This is a genomic window from Saprospira sp. CCB-QB6 (assembly GCF_028464065.1).
Lineage (GTDB): Bacteria > Bacteroidota > Bacteroidia > Chitinophagales > Saprospiraceae > Saprospira.
Window position 1 is genome coordinate 1,483,141 of the sequence record NZ_CP116808.1, and the last position, 18,519, is coordinate 1,501,659.

The 18,519-nt window shown below is 43.9% G+C and carries 18 protein-coding genes; 7 read left to right on the forward strand and 11 right to left on the reverse strand.

Going from position 1 to position 18,519, the window contains the following annotated elements; genetic code table 11:
- Nucleotides 1-168: 168 nt before the first annotated feature.
- The 7 genes from PPO43_RS05730 (at nucleotide 169) to PPO43_RS05760 (ending at nucleotide 5,831) form a co-directional block, all read left to right on the forward strand.
- Entirely contained in the window at nucleotides 169-465 is a 297-nt protein-coding gene (locus tag PPO43_RS05730; protein WP_272620855.1) for a putative quinol monooxygenase, read from the forward strand.
- Between the two features lie 2 nt (nucleotides 466-467).
- Nucleotides 468-1,157: a WbqC family protein gene (locus PPO43_RS05735; RefSeq protein ID WP_272620856.1), complete on the forward strand. Its 690-nt coding sequence runs from the start codon at nucleotides 468-470 to the stop codon at nucleotides 1,155-1,157.
- Between the two features lie 172 nt (nucleotides 1,158-1,329).
- Nucleotides 1,330-2,274 carry a glycosyltransferase family 2 protein gene (locus PPO43_RS05740; protein WP_272620857.1) on the forward strand — a complete coding sequence of 315 codons (945 nt, stop codon included), beginning with the start codon at nucleotides 1,330-1,332 and terminating at the stop codon, nucleotides 2,272-2,274.
- On the forward strand, nucleotides 2,264-2,944 hold the full coding sequence (locus PPO43_RS05745) for a formyltransferase family protein (protein ID WP_272620858.1): 681 nt from the start codon (nucleotides 2,264-2,266) through the stop codon (nucleotides 2,942-2,944). Before PPO43_RS05740 ends, PPO43_RS05745 begins: the two co-directional genes overlap by 11 nt.
- 197 nt (nucleotides 2,945-3,141) lie before the next feature.
- A complete protein-coding gene (locus tag PPO43_RS05750) occupies nucleotides 3,142-4,590 on the forward strand; it encodes a WG repeat-containing protein (RefSeq protein ID WP_272620859.1) in 1,449 nt (482 codons plus the stop codon).
- A 183-nt stretch (nucleotides 4,591-4,773) separates the two neighbouring features.
- A complete protein-coding gene (locus tag PPO43_RS05755; protein ID WP_272620860.1) occupies nucleotides 4,774-5,295 on the forward strand; it encodes a hypothetical protein in 522 nt (173 codons plus the stop codon).
- A gap of 95 nt (nucleotides 5,296-5,390) precedes the next feature.
- The gene (locus PPO43_RS05760) at nucleotides 5,391-5,831 is read left to right on the forward strand and encodes a hypothetical protein (protein WP_272620861.1); all 441 of its coding nucleotides are present in this window, start codon (nucleotides 5,391-5,393) and stop codon (nucleotides 5,829-5,831) included.
- 39 nt (nucleotides 5,832-5,870) lie between these two features.
- On the opposite strand, the gene porN (PPO43_RS05765) is transcribed toward PPO43_RS05760, so the two are convergent.
- From porN (PPO43_RS05765) to tsf, 11 genes are all read right to left on the reverse strand, one after another.
- The gene (porN, locus tag PPO43_RS05765) at nucleotides 5,871-6,689 is read right to left on the reverse strand and encodes a type IX secretion system ring protein PorN/GldN (RefSeq protein WP_272620862.1); all 819 of its coding nucleotides are present in this window, start codon (nucleotides 6,687-6,689) and stop codon (nucleotides 5,871-5,873) included.
- A gap of 375 nt (nucleotides 6,690-7,064) precedes the next feature.
- Complete coding sequence (gene porN, locus PPO43_RS05770; RefSeq protein ID WP_272620863.1) at nucleotides 7,065-7,964, reverse strand: type IX secretion system ring protein PorN/GldN; 900 nt, start codon at nucleotides 7,962-7,964, stop codon at nucleotides 7,065-7,067.
- 222 nt (nucleotides 7,965-8,186) lie between these two features.
- Nucleotides 8,187-9,863, reverse strand: coding sequence for a type IX secretion system motor protein PorM/GldM (porM, locus tag PPO43_RS05775; protein WP_272620864.1), 1,677 nt, complete (start codon nucleotides 9,861-9,863; stop codon nucleotides 8,187-8,189).
- 55 nt (nucleotides 9,864-9,918) lie between these two features.
- Nucleotides 9,919-10,548 carry a type IX secretion system motor protein PorL/GldL gene (gene porL / locus PPO43_RS05780; protein WP_272620865.1) on the reverse strand — a complete coding sequence of 210 codons (630 nt, stop codon included), beginning with the start codon at nucleotides 10,546-10,548 and terminating at the stop codon, nucleotides 9,919-9,921.
- A gap of 585 nt (nucleotides 10,549-11,133) precedes the next feature.
- Nucleotides 11,134-12,399 (reverse strand): type IX secretion system lipoprotein PorK/GldK, encoded by a 1,266-nt coding sequence (gene porK, locus PPO43_RS05785; protein WP_272620866.1) that lies wholly within the window; start codon nucleotides 12,397-12,399, stop codon nucleotides 11,134-11,136.
- 446 nt (nucleotides 12,400-12,845) lie between these two features.
- The gene (locus tag PPO43_RS05790; RefSeq protein WP_272620867.1) at nucleotides 12,846-13,841 is read right to left on the reverse strand and encodes a PorP/SprF family type IX secretion system membrane protein; all 996 of its coding nucleotides are present in this window, start codon (nucleotides 13,839-13,841) and stop codon (nucleotides 12,846-12,848) included.
- 274 nt (nucleotides 13,842-14,115) lie between these two features.
- Nucleotides 14,116-15,162: a protein kinase domain-containing protein gene (locus PPO43_RS05795; protein WP_272620868.1), complete on the reverse strand. Its 1,047-nt coding sequence runs from the start codon at nucleotides 15,160-15,162 to the stop codon at nucleotides 14,116-14,118.
- Nucleotides 15,163-15,334: 172 nt separating this feature from the next.
- Entirely contained in the window at nucleotides 15,335-15,907 is a 573-nt protein-coding gene (locus PPO43_RS05800) for a hypothetical protein (protein WP_272620869.1), read from the reverse strand.
- 11 nt (nucleotides 15,908-15,918) lie between these two features.
- Nucleotides 15,919-16,665 carry a hypothetical protein gene (locus PPO43_RS05805; protein WP_272620870.1) on the reverse strand — a complete coding sequence of 249 codons (747 nt, stop codon included), beginning with the start codon at nucleotides 16,663-16,665 and terminating at the stop codon, nucleotides 15,919-15,921.
- A gap of 174 nt (nucleotides 16,666-16,839) precedes the next feature.
- The gene (gene pyrH / locus PPO43_RS05810) at nucleotides 16,840-17,559 is read right to left on the reverse strand and encodes a UMP kinase (RefSeq protein WP_272620871.1); all 720 of its coding nucleotides are present in this window, start codon (nucleotides 17,557-17,559) and stop codon (nucleotides 16,840-16,842) included.
- 111 nt (nucleotides 17,560-17,670) lie between these two features.
- Complete coding sequence (gene tsf, locus PPO43_RS05815) at nucleotides 17,671-18,507, reverse strand: translation elongation factor Ts (RefSeq protein ID WP_272620872.1); 837 nt, start codon at nucleotides 18,505-18,507, stop codon at nucleotides 17,671-17,673.
- Nucleotides 18,508-18,519: the final 12 nt, after the last annotated feature.

Below are 18,519 nucleotides of genomic sequence, written 5' to 3' on the forward strand. Positions count from 1 at the left end.
ATATTCAGTGTCTAGTTGCTATGTTCACTATTTGTGGGGGAACTACATAAAAACGCTGGGAATGGGAACTTTTTAAAAGTACGACTATTTTGGCGATTCCTCAACTAAAAATCTCCTAAAAAGCCCTTAAAAACTATACTTTTAGCCATTGTATTAAAATTATAAAATATGATCATTCGCATTGTCAAAATGACTTTCCAGCCAGAGGAAACCGCTAATTTTTTGGCTTTTTTCCAGCCCTTTAAAGAGCAAATTCGCCATTTTAAAGGCTGTCAAAAATTGCAGATCCTTAGAGGAAAAGATCAGCCAAATATTATTTTCTCTTATAGTTATTGGAATGGGCCTGAAGATCTTGATCGTTACAGAAAATCGGCGCTTTTTGGACAGGTTTGGCCAGAAACCAAAAAGCGTTTTGCGGCTAAGCCAGAGGCTTGGACCTTGGACCTTTTGGCAGAAATTGATTAGGCATGCGCAAGGCTTTTATTTGTCAATCCAATTATATTCCCTGGAAGGGATACTTTGAGGCCATTGCCCAGGCCGATGTTTTTGTACTTTATGATTGTGTCCAATACACCAAAAACGATTGGCGCAATCGAAATCGTATAAAAACAGCCCAAGGATTGCAGTGGTTAAGCATCCCCGTTCGCCAAAAGAGTTTGCAACAGCGCATTGCCGATACGGAAATTGCTCAGGCCAATTGGGCCAAAAAGCATTGGAATAGCTGGCAGACCCATTATGCGAAGGCTCCCTTTTTCAAAATCTATGCCCCAAAAATTAAGGCGCTTTATTTGGAAGAGGAAAGCAACTTCCTTTCTCAAATCAATAAGCGGTTTATTCTTTGGGTACTGCAGGAGCTGGATATTCAGACAACGGTTTTAGAAAGTGTTGATTTTGATTTGCAAGAGCAGGACCCTAGTTTGCGATTGATTGAGCTTTTGCAGAAAATTGAGGCCCAACATTATTTGTCTGGTCCAGCAGCCAAAGCTTATATCAATGAAGCTGCTTTTCAGGCGGCTAATATTCAGTTGGAGTATTTGAATTATGGCCCCTACCCTACTTACGAGCAACTCTATCCTCCCTTTACTGATGCCGTCAGTATTCTAGATCTTTTTTTTCATTTGGGGCCAGCTGCCAAACATTTTTTTCGGTCCATTTAACACGCCCTACAGGGCGCGAAGCGCCCGCAGGCTGAGGGATGGGCAGCAGTGGCCGAAGGCCAGACCGAAGCGCTTTAGCGCTGAAGGGCCGAGCGATCAGCGAGCTGCGAGACAGCCCGACCCGAGCGAAGCGAGGGGCAGCCCCAAAATATCCTAACTTAATCACCTGCCCATGTCATCTTTAGCCTATGCTGTTGTTGTGCCCGTTTATCGAGGCGAAGAGAGTTTGCCCCTGCTTTATGGAGAAATTAAGGCTTTTTTTGAGGGAGCGGGCTTGAGTTTTGAGCTCATTTTGGTCCATGATTATGGGCCCGATAATTCATGGGCGGTCATGCAAGAATTGGCGGCTCAGGATGCTCGTGTTCGGCCCTTTCAGTTGAGCCGAAATTTTGGCCAGCACAATGCGATTATCTGTGGTTTTGCCCAAGTTCGGGCGCCTTGGATCATTACGATGGATGAGGATTTGCAGCAGCGGCCAGCCGATATTTCGCTGCTTATTGCCGAGCAAAAAAAGGGCAATTTCGATTTAGTTTATGGTTATTTTGAGGAGCGGCAGCACAATGGTTTTCGGAATCTGACCTCTTGGTTGATGCAACGCAGTTTGAGCTTGGCTATTCCCGAATTACATCCGCATTATAGCCCTTTCCGATTGGTTCGCAGCGAGATGGCCAAAGCTTGTTTACAGATGAACAATTCTTATACTTTTTTGGATGGTTATCTGAGCTGGATTACCCAGCAGGTGGGCAGTGTGCGGGTGCGTCATCAGGCACGGCAGGCGGGAGAAAGTGGCTATACTTTGCGCAAATTGCTCAATCATAGTATCAATATTTTAATTACTTTTTCGGACCTGCCCGTCCGCTTACTTTCGGGCATTTCGATCATTATATTTATACTCTCTTCGGTTTATTCGCTCTATATTTTGCTCCGAAAACTGATCCTCAATGATATTATTCCAGGCTACAGCAGTTTGGTCATTATGTTGGGGTTTGGGCTGAGTTTGGTTCTTTTGGGCATTGGAATTTTGGGCGAATACATTCACAGAATTAACCAGCGCAGTAGTCGAAGGCCCAATTTTTGGCTGCGTGCGCCAGAAAATGATACGCAAAATGAAGACTAGGCGCTATGTTTTTTTGGTTTCGGGCGGAGGAGGAAACCTTCGCGTCTTGGCTCAGCTTTTAGCGCTGGGGCTTTTAGAGGGCGAGCTAGTTGGCGTCTTAGCCGATCGGGCTTGTCCCGCCCTGAGTTGGGCCCAACAAAAAGGCATTTTTGCCCAACAAATTAGCTATCGGCAAAGCCAAGCAGAGGATTTGCGGTGGCATTTGGCCCAATTGCAAGCTGATCTGATTATTACCAATATTCACAAAATTATTGATGCCCAAACCCTGGCCCAATTTGCGCAGGCGCATTGGGTCAATTTGCATTATTCGCTTTTGCCTGCTTTTGCTGGACTAATTGGTTTGGCTCCTTTAAAAGCGGCAAAAAAGCAAAACTTGCCTTTTTTTGGAGCTAGTGCGCATTTGGTCGAAGCCCAAGTTGATGCAGGCCCCATTTTGGCCCAAGGCATTTTTGCTACAGATTGGGAAAAAAAGAGTGAAAAAGCCCATATTGAGCAAACTTTTCGAGCGGGCGCCTTGGCCCTTTGGGCAGCCTTGGCCCAATTGGAGGGGCAAAACTTGATGGAAGCGGCAGAAGATGTTTATTGGGAAAATGGGCAGTCTATTCGCTTGCATCCTGCGCCTAAAATTCCAGAACAATTGCGCCAAGAAGCATTTTGGCAAAGCATCTAGTTTTTTCTTTTTTGGGGCCCGCGGCCGGCTCGGCTTCGCCTCGGTCGGCCGCCGCTATGCTGCGGGGCTCGCTGTTCGCTCGGCCCTTCGGCGGCTTTGCCGCCTTGGTCTGGCCTTTGGCCACCCCTCCGCAGCGCTGGGCCAATAGGGCTTGGCCTTCATCCTGAACTTCAGTCTAGCTACTTAAATACTTTCTTATGATTCGATTCTTTTTTATCTGTTGTCTTGGCCTTTTATTTTTTGGGCCTTTAGCAGCTCAGCGGCCAGACAGCAGCTTTTTGATGGACAATATTTACAAAGTCAAATTAGGTGAAAAAACCCTTTGGGGCTTTTATGAGCGAGAAACAGGCGAAATCCTTAGTCCCGCCGCCTATGATAGCATTAAATATCAGTTTCGCCTAGAACAAGATTTGCGCTATTATGAAATCCAGAAAAATGGAAAATGGGGACTATTGAATAAGGACCTCAGCCCTTGGATTCCCCCTAAATATGATAAAGTTAATTATCGCTACAAACTAGATCCCGCCCGCATATTTGTCGAAGTTGGGGGCAAATATGGCATCTTCAATGAGGATGGTAGTGAGTGGTTGGCCCCTATTTATGATGAAATCATGTTTGACGGCAACTATTTTAAGGTCCTCAAAGGAGAAAAATGGGGCATTTTAACTATTCATGGAGAAGAGTATATTCCAATTTGTTTTGCGCATATCTATGATAATTTAGAACCTAAATATTCTTTGGTTCGCCAAGAAGATAAGCAGCTTTGGTCGGTGTATAATTGGTTGGCCCAAAATGGAGAACCTTGTCAATTGCAGCCAGGACTCAGCTTTGAGCGCATTGAGTACTTCAATGAGTTTTTTACGGTCTATAAAGATGGGCTTTGGGGTGTAGCTGATGATAAGGGCCAATTGGTCATTGAGCGCAAGTATAAGGAATTAGAGCCTTTTTCATTCTTGCCCTTGCGTTGGCTAAAGGTTTTGGAAAATGATAAATATGGGCTTTTGCGTCTAGATTCTGTAGGGAAATTAGACACTATTTTGGCCCCTATTTATGATGATATAGGCATTGACCCTGATAACTATAAGCTTATGGCCCGCTATAAGGGCAAAGAGGATTATATGTATGAAGGGGAAGGGTATTTTAACTTTGCCTATGATGGAATCAAGTACTTTTTGCGTCATCAGCTCTTTATTATTGAGCTAAATGGAAAGGCCGGGATAGCAAATGTAGAAAAAGAGATTTTGATTCCCCCAAAAAAGTACAGCAAGCTCCATATTATTGATCGCAATACTTTTATGGTCCAAAAAGGTGGAAAATGGGGGGTAGTTGATGCACAAAACCGAGAGCTCATTGCGCCTGCTTTCACCAACTTTGATTTTAGAAAAGAGGGGTACTTCTTTGCTGCTGATGGGGAGAAATGGGGAGTCGTTTCTTTGAAAAAAGGGATTTTATTGGCACCAAAATATGAGGATGTCGTCATTTTGCCCAAAGGCCGTTTTCTGGTCCAGAAAGGTGGAAAATGGGGGGTAGTAGCTGTTGGTGGCCGAGTTATTGAGCCCATAAAGTGGGAAACCTACCGCTATACCAGAGATAGCCCAGAAATAGAACTCATCAAGGGGAATAAAAGCTTTAAGTATAAACTTTAAATTGGGTTGGGCCATAAATAGCCGACCGCAGGGAGGCAATTGGCCCAGCGCTGCGTAGCGGTGGCCGAAGGCCAGACCAGTGGCGCTATGCGCCGCTGGGCCGAGCAGACCTGCGAGCCGCAGAGCATAGCGGCGGCCGCCCCACGCAAAGGGGCGGCCGCGGGCCCCAAAAAACAAACAGAAATGAAAAAATCGATAAAAACTTTTGCCATAGTTCTAGGCCTTGTATTTGGCGTATTTGTCGTCAGAGAAGCGATAATCGTCAGCAGGCTCAAAACTACTCCTCCAAAAGTAGAGACCAATGCCCACGAACAGAGCCTAGAAATGGCTAAAAAATGGCTCGATGATAAAGAAAGTTTAGCCGAAAGTTTGCGTAAGACGATTATGGAAATGGACCTCGTTTTCAAATATGTTAAGCGCGCTAAAGAGGGAACTGTTAAAGACTTTTCTTTGCTTTTTGAATTACAGCGCAAAATTGATGACCGAATGCCTTTAATCATTCAGTTGCCCTTGGTCCAAAACAATAAGAGTATGCTTGAGACGCTAGAAGAAACGGAAGAGGCATATGGGCAATGGGAAGTGGATTATAAGGACCCTAAATACTTCAGAATCATGACCTATACCAATAGCGTTCGGCGGGCGCAAATTTCAAATTTGGTAGGGACAATAGAGCGAGAAGAACAGCAAAGTTCTGTTAAGAAATAAAATTTTGCGCTGATGAGTATACATTGGCTCTAGGAGTACTTTCCTATAGTATATACACTTTTAAAAAAGTAGCGGTAGAAAAAATAATTAAGCTCATGGAAAAAAAGCCTCCCTTTTTGTCCGTATTTGTTGTCCTTTTTGCCTTAGCTTTTGGCATTTTGGGGACAATCTATGTCCTTCAAGAAGTTGATTTTCGAAAAAATACCAAGCCAGAATACATCTTACAATCAGAGGTTTTGGACCTTCAGCTTCATCAGTTAGGTATTTTTAGTCAATTGCGCTTAGAAGCAGTATCCGTAAAGACCTGTGAATGTTTGGCTAAGGGAGAAAATGATGAGCTTTATTGCACAGAGTTTACCTATAATGATCGCATTCGAGACAATATACGAGAGTATTTTTATCTAAGGAGTGAGCTCGAGATTGACTTAAAAATCAATCAACTACACTTTAGTCTGATGCGGCAAAATTGCGATTATCCTAAGTTAGATAGCTTATTCAAAGCTAAAATCCAACAGCTCACGCTCCATAGTGAGTGAGGCCAAAAGGGCAGCCAAGTATTGGCTGCCCTTTTCTTTTTAATAGGTCCAAAGGTCATGTTCAAAATTCCGAATTTTCTCTTGGATCTTCTCCGCTTCTAACAAGGCTTGCATTCCTTGAGCATAATCCTCTATTCGACGATCTTGCAAATTGGATTGTTTAATGATCAAGGAACTAAAAAAACGAGCATCAAGTGCATCAGCCCAACTCATAGGCGTATTATAGGGCGTATAACTTCGGCTTTTCGCCAATGCTTGTCGAGCATCTGGATAATAAGCCCAAAAAAGTGGCCGACGAGCCAAAAACTCGCCATCCTCCCCATATTCCTCCACAATTGGAGCCACTCCCAAAATACGCACATCCAGTTGTCCTCTTTGTAAATCAAAATACCAAACCTCTTTGAGGCGATAAGCCACAATATTTTGAGGATTCAATGGCGTATAAATCGCAATATGCTCCTCCTCTAAAGTCTCTGGATCAACAACAGTAGTTGTATCTGTTTCCCCCATTATTGCTTTCCGTTCAGCAGGACATAATGGCTGGCTAAAGCGATCATCAATAGGATGATATAGCGTAATTTCTCCATGATTTGCCGCCTTCATCAAAGCAGAAATCAATTCTTGATCTACTGCAGAAAAATGTTGATTGGCTTTTTCTGCTACAATAATATCTCTCCAAATTCGAGTTTCCCAAAACACATCCCGCTCTTCTAAATGTGAATATTGTAAAAGTGGTGGGGCAGCCTGGCTACTCGCTTCTTGCTCCTCCTCAGCTGGGGCTTCAAATGTATATTGTGCAAAAAGTAACTGGGGCCCAATAATAAATAAGGCCAAAATAATCAATTTTGGATAAGCCATAGTATCGTTTTTAGTGAGTTCGACAGGTATATCTGTATGCCTTTTCTTTGAACTTGTTAGGAGTAAAGCTTATCTCTATAGCAACTTTTTTTGTTATTCAATGATTTTGGGGCTGCCCCGCCCTATGGGCGGGCCGGGCTGTGTCGTGGCTCGCAAGACTGCTCGGCCCTGCGCGGGCTTCGCCCGCTAGGTCTGCGGCTTCGCCGCACCACTTTCCATCCCTCAGCCTGCGGGCCCATACTGGGCCCTGCAACAGGCAGAAATAGGACCATTATGAACCTTCTACCAATCTAAAAACGAAAAGAGACGTTCTATTCGTATAGAACGTCTCTTAAAAATAAAACCCATTAAAAATGAATTCTTATAGACAGCTGTCTAATATGTCCAAAGGTCATGCTCATAGTCACGAACCTGCTCCTTAATCTTATCCGCTTCTAACAATGCATCTACACCAGACTTGTAATCCTGAATACGGCGATCGTGCACATTAGATTCTTTAATAATGTAAGAAGAAAAATGTCTTGCTTCAAAAACATCCTCCCAGCTCATTGTATTCAAGTCATTGGTAGGGTTATAACAAGCATGCTGAGCTAAAACAGGACGAATGTCAGGATAATATACCCAAAACATGGGGCCTGAGTTAATGAAGTTCCCGTTATCATCATAACGATCTTGGATAGGCGCTATACCAAGTATACGCACATCCATAGCTGAAGTTTCTTCATCAAAAAACCACACCTCTTTAAGACGAAACTGACGCACATCTTCAGGGTTAAATTGATTTACAACAGGCTCGATGATTTCTTCAAGTGTCTCAGGATCAAAAGTAACAACTGTGTCAATTTTGGTTCCTAGAGTTTGCATTTCCTCTTTAGGAATAGGGTTACTAAAGTTATCCCCATCTGCACCTTCTAGACCTTGTACAGAATATGCAGCAATATCATCTTTACGGGCATGATCCAATAGAATCATGATAAAAGGTTTACGGCCAGTAGTAGCTACAGCTGCAAAGTGGTGATTTTGCTTCTCACGTACATCAATAAGACGCCAAACTCGTTTCTCCCAAAAGACATCTTTTTCATGTAAGAAGTCATAAGGAATTACTAACTTTTTAGAGTTGATATGACGCTCATAAATATCGTCACGAGGTGTTTCCTGAATTGGATTGTTTGATTCGGTAGTGCCAATAGGCATCCTTTGTGCCGAAACTGTTAGGTTAGCAGCCAACAGAAACATAAATACCAAGGCAGACTGAAATAAGGCAGTAGCATTCATTGAATTTAACAATTTAAGTGAGGGGCTTAGCTAGGGCCCCAGAGTGAGTTAAATGTTAAGAAAGAAAAAAAGCGTAATCTTTCTCTCGCTTGTGAAAGACTCACCGAATGCGAAGGAAGTGATTTTGGTTGTAGAGCCTCTATCACTAATAAAGAAAGTTGGTTGCTTCCCTGTATTAACGAAAGACAACCAACTTCTATTTTATTCAGCTACCAAAAACTTCTAGCGAATTTGGAAAGCCAAGCCGTTTAGTTTACGACCGACAGCATCACCAGGGCAACGACCTTTCACATCAACGAATTGGAAAGATCCACCAGGTTTAGCTGCTCTAACAGAGTTCAATACTGTACCTGAGAATGTACCACCATTGTTCTTAGCAGGAACAGGATCCTGACGAGGAGGAGTGTAATACATAGTAAAGCTTTGGATTTTACACTTTGCATCAAAGTCAAAGTTTTGCAAAACCGCAATAAGACCTCTTTGTACACTCATTTCTCCAGATCTCAAAGTTCCGTCTGTTTTCATATTAGTCAACATAGCAACAGGATCAGGAATACGCTTCACACGGAAGGGATAAGACCCCAAAGCTTTGCCTGTTTTCTTGTTGGTTACAACGATGTTACAGAACTCATTTGCTTTTGTCATCTTAGTAGCGTTCACAATGTACTTGCCTCTACCAGCAGGCTTGAGTTTAGCTCCACCAGCACCTGAAACAGATACAGCAATATCATTTGAAGAAACACCCGCAGCAGCAACAGAGATGGGGTTATCTACACCAATGTAGAATACGTTCATCTTGTCAGCAGCAACAGTTACTGAAGGTACACCTACTTCATAAGCAAATTCCTCAGTTACGGTTTCAGTTTTACCAGTAGCGGGGTTCTTTACAGTAATAGTAGCTGTGTACTTTTGTGTACCCACAGAAGAAGGCTTAGCAGTAAACTTCGCTTTCGCATTCTCTACAGGAAGAGAACGACCACTTACGCTTACAGAAAATTCTGCTTGGCTAGAGTAAGCGCCCAATGCGATCTCTGCTTCATAAGTCTCTCCCAAAAGGATATAAGGCTTTTTAGAAGAAGAAAATACTGCAAACTGATCATAAACCAATGACTTGGTACCCATGTTTGCAGATAGGAAGTTAATTACCTGAGAAGCTGCATTCTTTGCATCATTCTGATACTTACGGAAAAGAGGATAACAAGCAGCTACAGGCATATAACCGAATACGTGAGCCTCCCAAGAGGGCTTACCAGCATCCTGCCAAACTTTGTCATCTGTTTTCTCGAGTACAAGGTTTTCCTTTAGTTTTTTGATTTGGTTAGGATCAAACTTCACCCCGTCAATAGGGTTCTTTTCTACCTGTGCAACCAAATCATCTACTACTTTGATTAACTTGTCATGAGTTTTGTCTAGAAGCTCTTTTAATTTAGCTCCCTGACCTTCATCTACCAAAAGACGTTGGGTAATATCTTTATTTTTCTTACCCTTAGGCTTGCCATCGAGTTTTTCTTCTTCGCCTGTAACGATTTTACCGATCTGAAACCCTTTGCCTTCCCACTTTGCTTTGTGGTCTTCAGTAGAGTATAGTCCACCAGATCCGTTAGTAATATTTACACGAAGTGTATCGATGTAGCCCATTAGCTCTTCAATTTGAGCTGGAACTGTTTTGGCAGCATCAGCGATAGGTTGTAAGTGAGACTTATCTTTAGCTGTATTTTGCATAGCTTCAATAGACTCCTTAATACCTTCACCAACGATTTCATTTGTGTGTTTAATACCCTTATCGAGCATAAAAAAGGCATTGATGATTTCGGCCGAGACGTTCAAGGCCAACATAGCCGTCAGTACGAGGTACATCAGGTTAATCATCAGCGCCCGTGGCTCCTTTGGAATTGCCATAGCTTATAATGATTTTTTGGAATTCAAAATTCAGTTTCTGTACTTTATGCTAAAATTAGGCTTTTTGGCCCATAGCAGAAAGAACATTACCGTAGACAGAGTTCATTGACTTGAGGTTCTTGTTCAATTGAGTCAATTGCTCTTTGTATACGCGAGTATCTTCTAGAGATTCGCTAATGCTTTCTACGGCCTGACCCAAAGCAGCGGCAAATTTACCAGCACCCTGAGTTACTTTTTTGATTTCGCCAAAGTCAGCTTCTTGAAGGGCTTTCAAAGAAGTCATGCTCTTAGCCATAGTTTGTAGTTCACCGATCATCGCTTTTTGCTGATTCTCGATTCCAGTAGTATCCAATTTGATGTTACCCATCTGGCTACCCAACTTCTCGATAGTTACGTTAAGTGCATCGCCGTCAAAGCTAGATCCACCACCTTGTCCTAGTTCAATTGATCCACCGTGAGAATCTAGTCCGGGGTATAGTTTTTCCCAGTAGTACTCTTTGTGGGGAGGAAGAACACCCATCATGATAAATAGGCCTGCCTCAGTCAAAAGACCAGCAGTCAACATTTCAGATGCGTAAGGCCAAGATTGGATTTTAAAGAGGGCTCCTACAAGTACAACAGATGCACCCACACCGATAATCAAGTTTTTGATGTAAGCGAAGCCACTAGAATGAATAAAACTCATGACGCTAAAGTTTTAAATGGTTAGTGAATGAAAAGGGTTTTCTCAATCAATAATAAAGAAAGTAATAATAGTGTGCCCCTAGCTCGAGGGCCTCCTTGAGGCTAAGGGTTCGTAAGTATAAGACAATTTCTTAAAATCGTTACACTTTTTATAACATTTTTTTTGAATGCCCCTTCTAATGGGCTTTTTCAGTTTTTCTTTATCTATTTTGTCCAAATTTTATTTGGATGTTTTTCTTTTTCCAAGAGCTTTTTAGCTACTATTTTTGCCTTTTGGGTGCTTATTTTACTCTCTTAATACAGCTGCCCAACATTAGTTACAGTTCTTCTTTTAAAAAATTTACTTTTTTTTCCTGAGTCGCTAATTCAGGCAGTTTTAGCGGTTTTGCAGGGCGCGAAGCGCCCGCAGGCCTAGGGGCCTGTAAGGGGGCGGCGAAGCCGCAGACCTAGCGGGCGAAGCCCGCGCAGGGCCGAGCAGACCTGCGAGCCCTGTAAGGGCCCGGCCGCTGAAAGCGGCAGGCCCAAAAAAATAATAAAAAAGGCCCTACAGATGTAGAGCCTTTGATATATTGAACTAAGGATGCGCTTAGTTAAAGTCATTGATTGAACGACCGAGGAAAGTCAATACACAACGGAAACCGATGTAAGACTTAGTTGTATCTTGATACTCCCAGTGACGAGTTCCTGTTTGGATATAGTACATGATATCTTTCCAAGAGCCACCGCGGATTACCTTACGCTTCCAAGTATTGGGATCATCTTCTTCAGCATCAAAGCGGATATCGGGCTGCAAATCATGGATAAATGCGTATGCATTTTCGTAGAAAGCAGAAGAGGTCCATTCAGAAGCATTTCCAGCCATACAGTAAAGACCGTAATCATTGGGGAAATAAGCATCGCCTTTTACCGTGTATAAACCACCATCTGCGGGATAATCACCACGGCCAGGCTTAAAGTTAGCCAACAAACAGCCTTTGGCATTGCGCACATAGTATCCTCCCCAAGGGTAAGGAGCCAATTCGCGGCCACCACGAGCAGCATATTCCCATTCGTGTTCTGTAGGAAGGCGGAAATCCTCTGTATTTACTTCTTCGAAAGCATTCCAAAGGTTAGTTCTCCAGTAACAGAACGCCATAGCTTGCTTCCAAGCCACACCAACAACGGGATAGTCGTCAAAGGCAGGGTGCCAGAAGTAGTTCCGTGTCATGGGCTCATTATAAGAGTAAGTGAAGTCACGGATCCAGCAGAGTGTATCAGGGTAAATGCGGATAGCATCTTTACGGATATAATCGGCGCGATTGTGTTTCTCTTTAGAGAAGCGGTTAAAGTCTGTTTTCCAGTCAAAGTCCTGAGCGGCCTTTTTCCAGTCATACCATTGATAATCATAGACCAATTGACGGATGTCGATATTTCGACGGTCTCCCAATTGTTCGGCACCAGAATAGAACATTCCGTCTAGTGCTCCACCGGGCTCCCAGTCGAGCTCAGCTTCCCAATCTACGCCTTGAACGCCATTGGGATGGTCTACAGTGTGCCCCATTTGTACGTGAGCGATAGAGTCGCGCACCCAGTGTACAAACTGGCGGTATTCATTGTTGGTAATTTCTGTATCATCCATAAAAAATCCTTGGATCGAGACCTGCTTAGGTCGAGCTACCAAAGAGTGGTTGACATCCTGATCGCTGGGACCGATATGTAGGGCACCCGAAGGCACGTACTGCATTCCGTAAGGATTGATAGGCGACCAAGAGGGACGGTCCATAACACCTATAAGTTGTCCATTATCGCGCGGAGCGCAAGAGAACAGGAGCAACGTGCTGGCAATGACGGCTAGAATTTGCTGTTTTTTCATGTTCGCACCCGAGTTTAATTTCGTTGTTTTTCGTTAATAATGCCCCTCAATCCTAAAGGCTTAAAGATTAGAGTTGCGTATGATCCGTATATAAAGGCAATAGGCCCTTTTGGCAAGTAGGCCTTTTTTTCTTTTTTCTTAATTGTTCATCTCAAGACTAAGCCAAAGTTAGCAGCTAATACAAAAAATTATTCCAAGAATTACCGCTTTTTTGAGCTAGTTGCTGCAAAGTCATCATAGAAACGGAGGACCAAAAGCAATTATTTTATTAAAAATTGCTTTTTTGCCAACTTTCTTTTAGAGGGCTTCGTTTCGCCCCCTTTCCCTTCTATTTTTTAGGGCATTGGGGCCGAAGACCCACAAAGATAAAAACTATCTCCATAGAATAAAAAAAGTAGCTCCTTTGTCCAGAGCTACTTTTGTTTTTTATTTTCTTCTCTTTCTCCTTATAAAAATCGGGGATTGTAAATGACCTTGGCCGGTAATTCTCTACCAATCGGTTCCTGCAAATTATAATTTAGCATAATTTCATGCGCCCCCCCATTGAAGTTGCGCAAACCCGATATGCTCAAATCATAAGCATAGGCCATTTTTAAGTGCTTATTCAACCGCCACCCCATAACCAATACAACGGCATCCAAGCTTTTGCTATCATATCCCCGCAAATTAAGCCCACCATAAAATTGGTCCCGATAATGCGCCAAAACACCCAATTCTGGCTGAAATTTGGTCAAATCCGTTTTTAATAATACTGTCGGCTGCAATTTCCAATCGCCCCGCTCATCCAAATCAAAAGTATAAGAACCCGATAAAAAATAGTTCCGACTACGCAGTTCATGGTCCACCGCCTGATCATTCAAAGCCAATATAGGCTCGGTCAAATAATTTGACGATAAACCCAATTGCAAACGCTCGTTTTTATAATATACCCCAAAATCCGCCGTAGCCGACTGCGCCTGACTTACCCCAACGGGAATTACGCCATCATTGTGATCAAAAATTCCACTATCTGTATTATAAGACCCATCGGGCGCCCGAAATGCTCCCCCATCTACTCGCTTCTGCAAATAACGAAATGCTGCCCCTATTGACAACTTGCCCCCAGCCACATCTACAAAATAATTGTAGGAAAAACGAAAATTAGTATTCGTATAGGCATTCCCATTTAAGCCCCGATAATCTTGCTCGACCATAAATCCTACCCCACTATTAATATAGTTGATCGGTAAATGCGCCGAAAAATTAAAACTCAAAGGACTACCCGCAAAACCGGTCCACTGCTTACGAAATTGGCCCGTCAAACTCAAGGATTCATCCAAACCCGCATAGGCCGTATTATAATAATAAGGATTCCAAGGCTGCAAACTATATTGCACGGCCTGCTGCCCATAGGCATTCCCCAACAAAAGGAGGGCAAAAAATAGGAGTAACTGTTTTTTCATCGCTTTTCTTTTTTTGTTTGGGGCCTCCGCTGCGGCTTCGCCTTGCGGCGGTTATTCCCTTTGGTCATCGAACTGCGGTCTAAAGACCTTGTTGTCGTTCCGCAGCTCGCTATTGTTTTGGGGCCTCCGCTGCGGCTTCGCCTTGCGGCGCTACGTTCCGCAGCTCGCTATTCGCTCGGCCCTGCGGCGGCTGCGCCGCCTTGGTCTGGCCCTTCGGGCCACTGCTGCACATCGCTAGGCCAAGGCAACTTTCTCTCCTCAAATTTCATGCGCACTAAGTCCAGCTAGATATACAATACCCAAGGACCAAAGCCCCTCCTAACCAAAGCAGTACTTCCCAAATCGTGATGGGCTTGCTTTTCTTCCTTTTAAATTTTCTTTGCAAAAAGGGCGTCTTCTCTGACTGCTCTTCTTCCTCTTTCGACCCTTTTTCTGCTTCTTGGCCCATATAGGCTAAGGTCTCCAAAACAGAGACTTCAGCGGCTGGCGCTGCCTGCCAAGTTTGGGCATAATCTTCAGCGGGACCAAGTTCCCAAGCTGCTGCCAAAGCCTCAAAAGATGCCCAACGCTGAGCAGACTCTTTTTGCAGACAGCCTTCTACTAAATAACGCAGATCAAGGGGTAAACGTCTAAGCAACTCCCTAGGCAACTCCCCTTTCAAAATGCGATTTTTAATTTTTGCGTTGGTTTGCTGTGGCGATTTTTGGCCAAAAGGCAATTGGCCCGTCCAAAAAGCGGTAAGCAAAACTCCAAAAGCCCAAATATCAACTGCGGAGCCCATAGCCTGCCCCTGCAATTGCTCTGGAGCCAAATAGGCATAATCCAAATGAAAGTAATTCGGTAGACTCTCCTTGGCCCCATAATTTATCAATTGCCAATCTAAAGATTCTTCCTCCTTAAATAACAGATGTTCTAACTTTAAGTTTTGTAGGCAATGTCCTTCTTTTTCTAAGTAAATCAGCAGTTTAAGCAGTTCTTGCAATAATTGACGTTTTTCCTCTTCGCTCAACTGCTGGCTACGGCTGGCCCAATCGCCCCCCATACAATACTCCATTAATATATAGTACTGCACTACATCCTCTTCCCGAAAAACATGAATGGCCTCATAAGGCAATAAATTCGGATGTTCTAGTTTTTTGGCCCGCTCATACAAACGGCCAAAAAGCCCATTATCAAAATTGGGGTGCAGCTCTAAAACCTTTAAGGCCCAAATTTTCTCGTTTTGGTCCTTGGCCCGATAAACAGAGCCCAAGCCTTTGGCTGGCAAAGGCTGGCCATAATCAATTTCGTACTGCTGGCTAAATTCAGCGATATTTTCCATCTTTCTTTAACAATTTTGATCCCGCGTCTAGCAGCGGGCGCAGCCCGCTGGGCCTAGCGCTGTGGAGGGGTGGCCCGAAGGGCCAGACCCAGGCGGCGCAGCCGCCGCAGGGCCGAGCAGCCTTGCGAGCCCCGCAACATAGCGCCGCAAGGCGAAGCCGCAGCGGAGGCCCCTAGTCCTCCCCTACTCCCAACTGAAAATCGATCAATTCCATTTGGGTTTCTAGCTTTTGGCCAATCCCAAAATATTGATGTAAAGTCACACCAAGGCCAAGAGCGTACTCTACTCGTTCATAAGGGCCAATTTGGTAACTAAAGCGATCTTCATAGCGCTTGCCCAAAATCTCTTTTGGAGGTAGGCGCTTAGCCGAAACCTGCATAAAAACATCGCCCTTACAGGTATTGTAGGTAGAAGAATCGGCGGTGGGCAAATAGAGTGGCGCCTGAAACTCCCCTCCCCCACGGCCTTGGCAGCGGACAAAAAGCGTATCGTTTCGGAGCAACCATTTGGCCTGGTTAAGGTCTAAATAAAGTCCATCGGCTTTTTGTTCAGTTTGGAGCAACTCAAGTTTTTGTTCTATCGGTTCTTTTTCTTGATTGTGAAAGGTATAGCGATAGGTCCAGACCGTCCCTTTTTGCTTAGGGACAAAACTTGCTTTTGGACTGGCTTGCTCAGGCAATTCTTTGGGCGTATGGCAAGCCCCGAAAAGAAAAACGAGTAGTATCAGGGAATATAATTTAGGCATAAGTGGGGAGTTTATTGGCCAACTTCTTGGCGGATTTGCTGCATCAAATAGTTCCAGTCTTCAAAGGGGAAGCGACCTTCCTCGCCTTTGGCATGGGCTTTATTTCGGATGGAATAGCAGGCATACTGATCGCTTTCGAATAACCAACCGAGTTTGCGATCATAGCGCCAGTGGTACTCGCTATCTTCATAGTAAAAGATGGCAATGGGTTTTTGTTCCACCTTTGCAAAGCCCTTGATGCGAAGTTCATTAAAGGCGGCAAAGGTTTTGGCCGCATAATCCTCCGTAGCTTTTTCACTTTCGAGGCCCACAAAATCGTGTAAAAGGGCATGGGCCAAATTGCGGTTGGTCCATTTTCCACCTTGTTGTTCCCAGTAATTGAGCAAGAGGTCTAGCTCTTCTGGAGAAAGGGCGTAGGGGTGCCAGTTTTCGAGATTCCACCAACCCATCAGCTGTTTTTCTTGATGAGGGGCCGAGAGGTAGAGGTATTTTTCGCCTCCTTCTGGATGTGGCGTATATTCTAGGCGGAGCTTATAGCCTCTGCCGCAATCAAACTCGAGAATCAGGATGCGATTAAAGCCTTCTTGGCGTTGGCCGCCTACTTTAAAATCAAATTGTTCTCGTTCTACTTTAAAATCTTTACTTAGTTCATCTAGCCATTGGTCCACCATTTCTTCCGAAATTTCGGAGCGTTCCAAAAAGCTGAAGAGGTTCCAAAAAGCCAACTTTTTAAAAGTGGCGGGCATTGTTTGTTCCATAGTTTTGTATTGAGGGGCTAAAGATACGCTAGTTTATTTAGAACTCATTTAAAAACAACTCTCCTTAGGCAGAAAAGCTCATTTTTAAATGGTTTGGCTGAAAGCGATGGCCTAGGGGCAAAAAAAAGCGCAACCTAAAAAGGTTGCGCTTTTCTTATTGAGCAAAGAGCGAATTTAGTCGTTCTCGCTACTTACTAGGGTTCCGATGGCTTCTCCTTGGAGAATACGAATCAGGTTATCAGGTTCATTAATATCAAAAACCACAATAGGCATAGCATTTTCTTGGCACATCGTGAAGGCCGTCATATCCATAATAGAAAGGCCAGAGCGGATAATCTCAGAGAAAGAGATGTTATCAAACTTTTTGGCATTGGGATCTAGTTCTGGATCGGCAGTATAAATACCATCTACGCGAGTTCCCTTTAAGATGACATCTGCATTGATTTCGCTAGCGCGGAGAGCGGCAGCAGAATCTGTGGTAAAATAGGGATTTCCTGTTCCGGCAGCAAAAATAACCACCCGGCCTTTTTCTAGGTGTCGGATAGCGCGGCGGCGGATATAGGGTTCGGCTACTTTATCCATACCTAGAGCCGTCATCAGTCGGGTATAAATGCCTTCTGCTTCTAGGGCAGATTGCAAGGCAAGGCCATTAATTACCGTGGCCAACATGCCCATATAATCGCCTTGAACTCTTTCGATGCCAGAATCTTTGGCTTCTAGTCCGCGGAAAATATTTCCTCCTCCGATAACAACAGCCACCTCGATCCCTTGATCTACGGCTCTGCGAATTTCGGAAGCATAATGTTCCAACATTTTGGGAGAGATACCAAAATCTTTGCCGCCCATCAGCGACTCACCACTAAGTTTGAGGAGGACTCTTTTATAATTAGCCATGATAATAGAAAGCTTCTAGAAGTTGTTGAAAAGATCTGTCTCTGTCTATTTTTGGGTATAAAAAAAGCGTTTCGACGGCATCGAAACGCTTTTATATTGCTTATACAAGCATTAACCTAGGGTAATGTGTACAAAAGAAGTAACCGTAAGGTCCTTATCTAGTGTACCAAGGAATTGAGCAACAGTTTGCTTGTTTCCTTTTACGAACTCTTGGTTAAGCAATGTGTTTTCTTTGTAGAAAGCATTGAGTTTACCCATAGCGATACGCTCGAGTAGTTCCTCGGGCTTACCTTCGTTGCGGGCAACTTCTTTTCCGATTTCGATCTCTTTCTCTACGATAGAGGCATCTACACCGTCCTTATCTACAGCGATGGGGTGCATAGCAGCAATTTGCATAGCTACATCCTTACCAGCTGTTTCTAGGTTCTCAACATCTTTGTTGAATCCTACAACAACACCAGCTTTGTTGCCCATGTGTACATAAGAGATAACTTTAGCAGCTTCAACGCGGCCGTAGCTGTTCAACTCAATTTTTTCACCGATAACACCTGTTTTCTCAACAAGTGCATCAGCTACAGTTTTGCCAGCGCTTAGTTCTAGAGCGGCAAGAGCTTCAGCATTTTCGGGGAAGTTAGCCAAGGCCAACTCAGCGATAGAGGCTACAAAAGCAACGAATTCGTCGTTTTTAGCTACAAAGTCAGTTTCGCAGCTAATACGAACAGCGATACCTTTAGTCGCGTCTTCAGAAGTAAGTGCCAAAACAACACCCTCTTTAGCTTCGCGATCAGCGCGCTTTTCGGTCATTTTTTGGCCCTTCTTACGAAGATACTCAATAGCACCGTCAAAGTCGCCTTCAGCTTCTTGTAGGGCTTTTTTACAATCCATCATGCCAGCGCCAGTTTGGTCGCGTAGCTGTTTAACTTCGGCTGCAGAAATTTTGAAAGCCATTGTCAATTATTG